General features: G+C 53.4%; 13 protein-coding genes. 12 read left to right on the top strand and 1 reads right to left on the bottom strand.

Going from position 1 to position 10,195, the window contains the following annotated elements; translation table 11 throughout:
• On the bottom strand, positions 1-93 hold a 93-nt coding region (locus ACROSR_RS16245), incomplete at its 3' end, for a WGR domain-containing protein (protein WP_432686911.1).
• Positions 94-312: 219 nt separating this feature from the next.
• Between ACROSR_RS16245 and ACROSR_RS16240 the strand changes: the two genes are divergently transcribed.
• From ACROSR_RS16240 to ACROSR_RS16185, 12 genes are all read left to right on the top strand, one after another.
• Positions 313-1,065 carry a UPF0149 family protein gene (locus tag ACROSR_RS16240; RefSeq protein WP_432686909.1) on the top strand — a complete coding sequence of 251 codons (753 nt, stop codon included), beginning with the start codon at positions 313-315 and terminating at the stop codon, positions 1,063-1,065.
• A 437-nt stretch (positions 1,066-1,502) separates the two neighbouring features.
• The gene (locus tag ACROSR_RS16235; RefSeq protein ID WP_432686907.1) at positions 1,503-2,183 is read left to right on the top strand and encodes an AAA family ATPase; all 681 of its coding nucleotides are present in this window, start codon (positions 1,503-1,505) and stop codon (positions 2,181-2,183) included.
• Positions 2,180-2,446: a hypothetical protein gene (locus tag ACROSR_RS16230; protein WP_432686906.1), complete on the top strand. Its 267-nt coding sequence runs from the start codon at positions 2,180-2,182 to the stop codon at positions 2,444-2,446. The genes ACROSR_RS16235 and ACROSR_RS16230 overlap by 4 nt, the downstream gene beginning before the upstream one ends.
• 40 nt (positions 2,447-2,486) lie before the next feature.
• Positions 2,487-3,326 carry a replication initiator protein A gene (locus ACROSR_RS16225; RefSeq protein ID WP_432686904.1) on the top strand — a complete coding sequence of 280 codons (840 nt, stop codon included), beginning with the start codon at positions 2,487-2,489 and terminating at the stop codon, positions 3,324-3,326.
• A gap of 868 nt (positions 3,327-4,194) precedes the next feature.
• Complete coding sequence (locus ACROSR_RS16220) at positions 4,195-4,371, top strand: hypothetical protein (protein ID WP_432686902.1); 177 nt, start codon at positions 4,195-4,197, stop codon at positions 4,369-4,371.
• A 22-nt stretch (positions 4,372-4,393) separates the two neighbouring features.
• Entirely contained in the window at positions 4,394-4,561 is a 168-nt protein-coding gene (locus ACROSR_RS16215) for a hypothetical protein (protein ID WP_432686900.1), read from the top strand.
• Between the two features lie 254 nt (positions 4,562-4,815).
• A complete protein-coding gene (locus ACROSR_RS16210; RefSeq protein ID WP_432686899.1) occupies positions 4,816-5,058 on the top strand; it encodes a type II toxin-antitoxin system ParD family antitoxin in 243 nt (80 codons plus the stop codon).
• A 6-nt stretch (positions 5,059-5,064) separates the two neighbouring features.
• Positions 5,065-5,502: a type II toxin-antitoxin system RelE/ParE family toxin gene (locus ACROSR_RS16205; RefSeq protein WP_432686897.1), complete on the top strand. Its 438-nt coding sequence runs from the start codon at positions 5,065-5,067 to the stop codon at positions 5,500-5,502.
• A 61-nt stretch (positions 5,503-5,563) separates the two neighbouring features.
• Positions 5,564-6,595 (top strand): hypothetical protein, encoded by a 1,032-nt coding sequence (locus tag ACROSR_RS16200; RefSeq protein ID WP_432686895.1) that lies wholly within the window; start codon positions 5,564-5,566, stop codon positions 6,593-6,595.
• Positions 6,596-6,597: 2 nt separating this feature from the next.
• Positions 6,598-7,656: a hypothetical protein gene (locus ACROSR_RS16195; RefSeq protein WP_432686894.1), complete on the top strand. Its 1,059-nt coding sequence runs from the start codon at positions 6,598-6,600 to the stop codon at positions 7,654-7,656.
• Positions 7,657-7,659: 3 nt separating this feature from the next.
• On the top strand, positions 7,660-8,928 hold the full coding sequence (locus tag ACROSR_RS16190) for a hypothetical protein (RefSeq protein WP_432686893.1): 1,269 nt from the start codon (positions 7,660-7,662) through the stop codon (positions 8,926-8,928).
• Positions 8,929-9,204: 276 nt separating this feature from the next.
• Positions 9,205-10,194: a helicase-related protein gene (locus ACROSR_RS16185; protein WP_432686892.1), complete on the top strand. Its 990-nt coding sequence runs from the start codon at positions 9,205-9,207 to the stop codon at positions 10,192-10,194.
• Position 10,195 lies beyond the last annotated feature (1 nt).

Here is a 10,195-nt window from a genome sequence, read left to right as displayed (position 1 = left end):
GATCAGGGATGCGCCCCCGAAAAGGTCGCGCTGTACCACCATCTTGTAGAAGCGCCGCATATTTTTCGTCGGGTCCTTCCGGCGAAGATGCATACGGTCAGGGAAAATCTCGAGTTGCATAAAACCACTATATCTTGTGCATAAGACTACTATCAACATAAAATCGACACTGCACTCCAGTCTGCCCAGGCGTCACGCTCGGTTACCTGAAGGCGGCTCTTGACCAGAAGATATTTGAGCCACGCCGATTTGACGGATACAACGTGACCTGCTTCGAGGCTCATAGCCATGTTCTTGGGAAGGAACGCACGGATGACGAATGCGCCAAGCTTGTCCGACGCTGAGATAGACGAGATCAACACCTTCCTCGCGCGAGTCAATGGCGGTGCTATTCCAGACGCGGAAGCGTTGGACGGGTTCTTTGTCGCCTTGGCCTGTACCATCGATATGGTCATGCCGAGTGAATACATGGAGTTTCTCCAGGCAGGCGCAACGTCTGACGGAGACCTGGTCTTTGACAATATGACCGAAGCGAAACGCTTCATGGAATTGATCACGCAGCATTCCAACCATGTTAATGCCAAGCTGGAAGCCTCGACCCGGGCTCTGAAATCCGATCCCAACTCACTGATGTCGTTAGATATTTTTGAGCCGATTCTGCTTCCCGACACGAATGGCGACTTCTTGGGGAACAACTGGGCGAACGGTTTCTTGCAAGGTACCGAGATTCGTCGGTCTCAATGGGTGGATCTGGCGCAGGACGAGGATCATGGTGGGCCGATGATACCCATCTGGGCGCTTGCTTACGAAAACCACCCCGACCCCAAAATGCGGCCTTACACGGAGCCGATGTCCAGCGAGAGACGGGAAGATCTCCTAGCCGGGCTCATGGCGTCCGCAATACAACTGCACCACCACTTTCATGAACGCCAGAAAACCGCACCTGTCTTGGGAACGGGGACCTTCACACGGTCAGCGCAGAAAACGGGGCGAAACGAGCCCTGCCCCTGCGGCTCTGGCAAGAAGTTTAAACAATGCTGTGGTCGTCAGCGGCTGCTGCACTGAGTGCCGGCGGAAGCCGGAGGGCGGGCCATGTGGCCTTCTTTTTTGCTGAGACTGCGGCCTGGCGTCAAAACAAGCCGACGGTTGTCGCCCGGGGTTGGCTCGGCGACAAGGCAGCCATCATGCGCCATCTAAGTCGTCGTGGTAGACCAGCGCTGGAAGCATAATTCTCGCCGCCTCCTGACGGTCGAGGGGCGCTCGCAGATATACGCGGGTCATTCGAAGATCCGTTCTGGGCTGAAAGTAGAGCCTACAGACTGTAACCAAACTGGTGGAGCAACAAATCGAGGAGAACTTCAATCAAAGTATGCTTTCACATCCCATGATTTCAAATGATGTCATGTGATGGCATGTGATGTGACATCATTTGAAATCAGTTGACAACACATCTTGCCAGTGTGCTTAGTACCGAAGACAGAGTATCGGGCGGAGAACCAAGAATGCCGGTCATCTCATTCGCTAACAGCAAAGGCGGTTCGGGTAAGTCGACTTCGGCACTGATCATCGCTTGCGAGCTCGCTGAGGCTGCAGATGTAATATTGATTGATGCAGATCCGAGACGGCCACTGGCAGCCTGGGCGCAACTATCCGATCCGCCGGAGCGACTACGGGTCATATCTTCAGGCGGCGAACGCACAATTCAAGACGAGATCGACGAAGCGGCAGCAAAAGTGCCCTTTGTGCTTGTTGACCTTGAAGGAATGGCATCACAACTGGCTACCTTTGCGATGTCTGCGTCCGATCTGGTGATTGTTCCAGCGCAAGAGCAGCATCAAGATGCACAAGCGGCTATCGACACCCTCGGTGCCGTGAAGCGGGCAGGGAGGGCAGCACGACGGGAGATCCCGGCAGCAGTGCTCCTGACCAGAACGCGTGCTGCGGTGAAATCGCGAACGGCCAGACACATCGGTGAGCAACTGAGGAGCCAGGCGGGAATCCTCGTAATCGGACCTGAACTTGTTGAACGCGACGCATTTGCCGCCTTGTTCAGTTCCGGTGGTGGACTTCGACAGCTCGATCCGCAGGAGGTGAACGGCATCGACAAGGCTGTCGCGAATGCCTCCGCCATTTCTAGCGAAATCATAGAAATACTTCGAAATAAAGAGAGGGCTACATCATGACCAGAAAGGGCCTGAATCTCGAAAGTCTCAACGACTTTCAGCCAAAGCGGCAACAGGCGTCTCAGGATACAGAGAGCGTGGTAAATGATCCCGGCATGGGCTGGTCCCGACGCGAAGCACCCAGAGAGAGCCAGTTCACCATACGCGCCCGCGTCGACACAATCGAGCGCTTCAAACAGCTGTGTCGGCCGCCCGGCGGGGGACGGTTCACTTATGGCGAGATGCTTGAACGATTGATGGACAAGGCTGAGGGTCGAGACTGATGGTGCAGCCCTTTCAGTCCATGATGCAGGAGTGAGCGGGATGAGCACTCAAAAGGAGCAACTCGACCTGTTTGTTGCGCTCGTCGGCGATGTCCCGCTACGCGATGATAGGGAAATGATGAGCGCCCCGATGGTTTCCATTGCAAAAAGGGGCCAAGAGAGGATCGAATGGCAAGGTCCATCAGGCCAGCAAGTCTTCATCACCTCGACCTCTGACGACGGAATAGCAACCATCTGGGATTTCGATGTCGTGATCTGGGCGATCAGCCAGCTTAACGCTGCAGTTGAACGAGGAGAAACGCCGTCTCCTATCATCACCTTCCGCCCCTACGATCTAATGAAGTCAATCGGCTGGTGCGACAGCATGGGCAGGGTCGGAGGTCGAGATTATGAGCGTTTCAAAGGAGCGGTCAGCCGTCTACGCGCAACCCGAATTCGGACATCGCTACGCCGTCGCGGAAAAGAGCGATTCGAAGACTTCAACCTTCTCAGCGAATTCCTGCTTGATGAAAAGGACGGCCGACCGCTCGGCGCACGCATGACCGTGCCTGCTTGGATCTACAGCGCCGTCACTGAGAGTCGGCGTGACGTCCTGTCGATCACCCCGCTGTATTTTGAGCTAACTTCCGGTATCGACCGTTTTCTATATCGACTTGCCCGACGTCACGCTGGCAACGGTCTCGACAACCCGGATGGCTGGGTTTTCTCATTTCGCGATCTTCACAAGCGGTCCGGCAGTTCGATGAGATATGCTGATTTCGCAAAAGCACTGCGAAGAGCCCGCGAGAAACAAGCCATACCGACATACGAGCTAATCGAGGAACGCGGTGCAAACGGCGATCCGCTCATGCGCATGCGCTTCAGAAGACTTCTTCTGTGATCAGGTTGCTGCTCCTCGCTGACACCAACCGATATTTACTCCACATACCGCAAGCAAGCATGGCACGGGTTTTTACTCCCTCAGGCCTCACAGCCGTAACACGGGTTTTTACTCCCCCATGCCTCGCACCCGAAGCACGGGTTTTTATTCCCCTCTTACACGGGTGATCATTCCCCGAATCACGGGTTATCGTTCCCCGAAGGTTCCCATAACCACTTGATGTAAATAATTAAAATTTCGCTTCGATTCGGCTTAACTCTTATAACAATCTTTATAACGAATATCGGTTGCCCTGGTTCTCGCGAACCCGACTGCGTTCGCCGTGCACAACACCACAACTACGGTCACCATGTTTCTTCTTTTCACCTGTTGACGCGGCAGGCGACGCGCATGTCGTCTTGCATATATTACACCAGCGGCGACACCTTCCGGCGATGGTCTACTACGACGACCTGGAGGGCGTGTGATTGCCCCCGTGTCGTCAAGTCAAGTGCACCAAAAACAGGTTGCCGAGGGCGAACACCGCTGATCGACGAGGGGCTATGTGATCATCCGGCATGGAACAGCTATCATGAGGACAAGGAACAAGCGTCCACCCAGGCGCGAAATCTGAACATACTTGTCCAGCCTCTAGACACACATGACCCTACGAATGACACAGATGTCACTGCCTGACACCACACATGTCACCAGTGATTAGTGTTTTTGAACGATATCCCCGTGGTTCTCATCTCAGTATCGACCGCCTCTTGGCTCAGTCACCCTTCCGAGCTGAGGTGAGTGGTAGGGGCACGCTTTTCTTTCACCCAAGATCTGATTGCTTGATAGGGTAATTTTCATTACCACTTGTTAGAGAAGGAGCCGCATCATGTCGAACCAGCCCACCGAGAAGGACCCGCTGGACGAGATGGTGAACCTTAACTTCCGCGTGTCAGAGCGAGAGCGCCGAGCGTTCAAGCCATGGTGCGCCGTGAACGGCATGACCCAAACCGAGGGGTTCCGGGCTGGCTTTGAGCTTCTGAAGCAAAAGCGCCAAGAAACATGACCGAGGCGGCGGCGCTACCGTGGTGGACGGCAAGCAGGTCGAGTTCCGGGGTGATGTCATGAGCTTCAACGAGTGGGGCTGCAAGGCGACCGGCTGGACCACGATCCAGATCTACAAGTGGGCGGTTCTGCCCGACGGGCGGCTGCTCGATGAATTGCGCGGCGATCCGCTGCAGAACGAGACCGGGTAAGCACACAGATCCGCTGCGCCCAGTGCCACATCCGTCTCATCGAGTACGACAAGGCAAGTTGATGCAACTGACTCATTGCGGAGATAGGCGACGACGCGGCAGTGTGCCAGGGAAGGGATGCCAGGTATTTTTGTTGCCGGATTGGGGGCGTTGCCGGAGCGACGACACCGGTCGGTGTGTCGCAGCAGCGCGCGAAAGCGCTTTGACGCTATATGTCAGATTCTGCTATGATCGTGCATATAAAGGAGAAACCCATGCCCAATGTTCATCTGACTGACCCCATGCAGGAATATGTGCAAGGGCAGATCAAGTCTGGTGCATACGCCAACACAAGCGAGGTTGTGCGTGCTGGTATTCGTCTCTTGATGGAAAAGGATGGTGCACGTCAGTTCTACGCGCTGAAGGCTGACCTCGAGGATGCCGCGGCGGCGGCGGAAGCAGGCGGCTTCTCTGACTTTGACCCCAAAGCCTTCGAGCCCGACGCCTACACGTCATAACTTTGTATGACGCTGAAGCTCTCCCACCTGGCGCGACAAGATCTCGAGGACATCCGCACCTTCACCGTCGAAAGGTGGGGCAGGGCGCAATGGCTCGACTACTACCGTGGCTTGGTGGACACGTTCGAGATGATCAAGGCCCACCCGATGTCGGGGCGCCGTCGCGACCTCTTCCGGAAGGGAATACGCTCGGTCAAATACGGCCGACACGTCGTCTTCTTTTCGCCCGTTGAGGCGGCCTTGCGACCCGATCCACACACATTCGAGCGTTCCAGTGATCGTAGAGCAACTTGGAATAAAAATCACTTGATCTCGTGGTGTAATCAGGCACCCTGCAATCAAACAGCAGGCCACTCGGGGATGTCGGAATGTATGTCAAAAAAGCGCGTGAAACAAGGAAGCGTCAACTGGAGGGCCTATCGACTGGGGCTAGTCGCCCGTTGAGCACTTTGCATTGATCGTCAACCTATAAACGCTAGCAAGAAATCGTTCGTTTGGAGAAACAATGTTCATTGTCCGTTCTGTATACTATACGTTGGTACTGCTTTGCATTGGGATTTCCTTATTCTTAACCTATTATGGATTCGAACGGACATTTGGCCCACTTACTCCGTACTTTACAGCTGTAATCGGCTTGCTTTTATTTGCAGCGGACTATTTAATCCAACGAAATCGAGAGCAGGGTTTGCCGTGGGCACCTGCTTTCTTGCTTTTCCTGATGGCCGCGACATTCTCTAGTGTCAGTAATTTTAATTATCTCTATACCAACTTCATGACTAGCGATGTTTTGGCTTCGACCGTGCGTGAGCAGTATCGTGTTTTCTCGGATGATCTAACCACAACAAAGGCACGTTTGTTGGCCATTGACGCTGTCACCGAAGAAACGGATAGGCGCGCCAACATTGAAACCGAATTGGAGCAAATGTGGACACAGATGAACGACCCGGGGCGGCCGGGCTGTGGCGAGCGATGTGCGGGGCACATTCAGGCTATCAATACTCTACTTGGTATTGAAGTGACGGACCTTCGGCGGCCTGGACCATCGTCGTCTGTTGCGGAACGCAAAGAGTATTACGAGTCATTCAGAGGACTGGTGCAAGAGGCCCAAGGAAATTCAAGTATAACAGGACCCTACCACGAAGTTCGTGCAGTTATCAGCCAAATAGATGAGAGGTTGGCTTTCTACGGAAACGCAGATGATGCACTGCGCGCTGGCGCGGATTTAACTGTACTTTCGAAATTGTCAGAGGATAGTGAGCAAATCGAACGGGACGCAAATGCAGTGCTGCCGCCCAGTGAGACAGTTCAGCACGAATATATCGACCCGACACTCGGCCGTTTGGGTGAAATCGTTTACAGTCTCAATAACGGCTTCGTAGAAGTGCCGAATCTTAGCGTTACGATCATGGCGTTTATTCTTTCAATCACGGTCGACTTCGTTCCAATTCTCTTTGCACTAGTAGCTTTTCGCCCAGGCGATAGTATTACTATGGACATGTCTGATGACGAACCTGATATATTAGATCGTGAGTTCTGATCATGAGTGGTGATGAAAAAAACTCGGAGGAACCGGGAATGGCCCAAACAACCGCGAGCTATAATTGGCCGCGCTCTCCTGAGCCCGAGGTCGTCAAGCCATCCGACTCCGATCCCGTTGAGGAGCACGATCCGTTCTCTGAGTTAGTGGGCAGTGGGGGCAGTGAAGCGGCATTTACCGCTCAAGATGCCCAGAGCCGGCGTGGAAACTACTTGGTTCCGTTTGGTCTTCCCGGATCGGGGAAAACAACTTTTCTGGCCTCTTTGTTCAAATACATTGATGAAGCAGAACATCTGTCCAACCAGATCGTAATTCCTGAGCGTCGTAAGGTTCCTAACTACGCCGGTCAAGCAATGTTGAATCAATGGCAACGCGTCTTTAACTCAGGTCGGTTTTTAGGCGCCACAAATCTCGGTGATGAGGCTATCCGAGAGCTTTCGTATGAAGTAACCCCACTAAAGGGGCAAAAAACACGTCTAAGTTTCAGTGTGATTGAAGTTTCAGGCGAGGATTTGGTGAATGTAGTAGCTAAGGAGGGCAGCGATCCAAAGTTACCAGATGCCATCGACGCCTTGTTCAAAAACACTAAGCTTCGGATCACGATTGTCTTGATTGTTCACCCCAATCAGCTTGAAAACGATTTGCTTTTCAACAACTTGTTCACTTGGCTGAATCGCAACATAAAGCACCGTTTGCAAACTTTCTCGCTGGCGATTCTTATCGCTAACCCGCACCTTGCGCTAAAACGTCTGCATAGGCGTAGGCCCGATACTGCTGGGCAAAATAAGCTCTCTGGTAATATATCAAAAATCTACTTAAAAGAGTTCGCTCCAAAAACGTCGGCGTTATTCAACTCTTGGAACAAAAAAAAGCGTGCAATTGTTCCGCTCCATGTGGGGGATATAAAAACATATTATGAAGATGAGATGCCCTACGAAAGGATTGTTCGGTTCGACACAACTAATTCTGCGCAAGTGTTTGCTTGGATATATAAACAGTTCACTGGGAGAAGACTCGGAGCTACATTTATGCAGCGAGTCCTTCGAAAGCTAAATAGTTAAGAAATGGATGGCATGAAACCATCAGCCATAACAGGGGAAGCTGTTTTCACATCCTACGATGGATTGCGTGCCGAAGCGAACGGAATTCTGAGTTTTCTGACATTCGACAGGAAACCATTGGAGATGCGATCTGAGCGGATCTTGTCAGCTCTTATGCCTGAAGTATCAGGTGACAGCGCAATTTTTTTGCAATGGCTTATGGTTCAGGGAGAGAACCAGTTCTTGATTGGTCTTGTGCGTAAGATTACCGACTTTAACAAGCGCCCTGGTATTATTGGGGCTTGCATTAGCATGCCCGAAACCAGTCAAAATCTTGAACATTCGATGACATATATTTTAGATTATCTCTTTCCATTAATCGAAAATGCAACCACTGATCGGTGGGCCGGCAAGCCCTTACCGGAACAACTGGGTTTGTTAAACAATGTTCCAAAACGAGAAGTGAAAGTGGAGTATCAATTTAAGAAAGAGACAAAGCTTTTGCATCAGGACGAAGCGTCTACAGTTAAAACTGACGAAGCAATTCAAACAGGAATTGACTTGATTGGGACCTCTAAGAAAATCGGTCGGGTCATACTTCTTCCGACGCAGACAAGAGGTACCAAACCTGTGGATCGGCAATTTGTAGAGTCTGTTCACGCTGAAGTGGAGCAATTGCGTGCGCAGGCGGAGAGAACTCGCCAGCAGACCCCGGCTACAAGGCGCCAGACTAGCATTCCGTCGACGAGCCCGGAGGAGGCAGTGCAGACGCTGATCCGACAAGAAAACCATACAATGAAGATGGAAAAAGCTTCGGGGTTGAGCCGTAAGCCTGAGAGTTCTGAGAACTCGCCGCGCAAACCATCTAGCATGGCCGAAGTGTTGCGTAGGCAAGAGAACTTGGACCAGCGTCTTGCACGAATTGAAAAGAAGCTAGCAATCAAACGACAGGGTCAAAATCCTAAAGGATTACCGATTGATCGGTCGCTTTATGAACAACATGAAAAGGCTAACCGGCACAATGTTGTAGTTCTAGCCGTTGGTGCGGTCTTGACCGTAATGTTAATTGTGTTGTTGGCCATTTGGTTATTTATGGGTAGTACCAAACCAACGTTCGAACGTGAGATTAAATCAACGCAAAAAATAGAAGCTGACGCATCTTCAACCGCAACAGTAGAATCTGAAGCTGAGGACCCCGAAACCGTTGATGTGCTGCCCAACATAAATTGTGAAAACCCGCAAAGTTTCGCCGATCAAACGGTATGTGAAAAGCCAACCGTATCACGGCAATAATGCTTCAAACTTCAGTCGAAAAATACCGGCAATGAAAGTAAAAAGCATTTGAAAATAACTACTTAGTAGATATGTCCCTTCTCAATCTGTGTGGGTTGCCGGGCTCACCGAGGCTTGAGCGGGCGCTACATTTTGTGCGCCCGGTAGGCGCGTCCGGCGCGTAGACCTCAACCATCGCAGCCGGGGGCCGCGCCGGGCATCTTCGAGAACAACGCGGTCCGGACCCCGCACTTCTATGATCAGGCGTATGACGAGGTTCGCCTGTTCACCCGGGCGATGAAGGCCCGCCAGAAGGGGACGGGGTTCCTCGGGAACCTGATGATGCAGAGAATCTGCTCCTCGGTGGCCGCCGGGGCGGCGACCGCCGAGAAGATGCTGGCGCGGCGCCGTGAGGGTTTGCAGCCCGAGGAGGCCGACGATCCGGACCTGCTGGAGGCGATCGAGGAGATGGGGGCGGAAGCCTATGCGGCCACGGTCGACGAGGAGGCGCGCCACCTTGAACGGATTCTGCAGATCCTCGGCGGCGCGCAGATCGAGGATCCCAAGGGGCGCGCCGTCCTGCATTACCTCGGTGAGGCCGGATGGCTGGAGCTTGGCACGATCATCTTCTCGCAATACTACGACACCGCGCGGTGGACAGGTGAGATGATCAGCGCGAAGTATCCTGAGGAGCCTGTCGCGGTCTACGCCGGGGTCGGTAAATCCGGGGTCCTTCTTGACGGGGAATGGCGCAGCGTGGACCGCGAGGCGATCAAGGCCGGGGTCAAGGAGCGCCAGCTTCGCGTCGTATGCGCCACGGACGCAGCCTGCGAGGGGCTCAACCTCCAGACCCTGGGCGCGCTCATCAACGTGGATCTGCCCTGGAACCCGTCCCGGCTCGAACAGCGGATCGGCCGGATCAAGCGCTATGGCCAGCAGCGCCGCGAGGTCGATATGGCGAACCTCGTCTACCAGGGAACCCTTGATGAGCGGGTTTATCAGCGCCTCTCCGAGAGGATGCAGGACCGGTACGACATCCTCGGTTCCCTGCCGGACACGATCGAGAGCGACTGGATCGAGGACATCGAAAAGGTCGAGGAGGAGCTGCGCAATTTCACCAGGCCGGAGAGCCCGGCGGACGTGTTCAGCCTGCGGTATGGCGACTTTCTCGACCTGGATGAGGGGGAGAAGGGCTGGGAGGTCTGGACAAAGGTCGTGGCGCGGCGAGATATCGAGGAGCGGTTGATGCAGCCTTGGAGCGCTAAGGGAACCCATATCAGAGAGTGAA

Origin of the sequence: Roseovarius tibetensis (genome assembly GCF_050896375.1) — a bacterium.
In the GTDB taxonomy this organism is placed as follows: domain Bacteria; phylum Pseudomonadota; class Alphaproteobacteria; order Rhodobacterales; family Rhodobacteraceae; genus Roseovarius; species Roseovarius tibetensis.
This window is presented reverse-complemented; position numbering and strand designations above follow the sequence as displayed.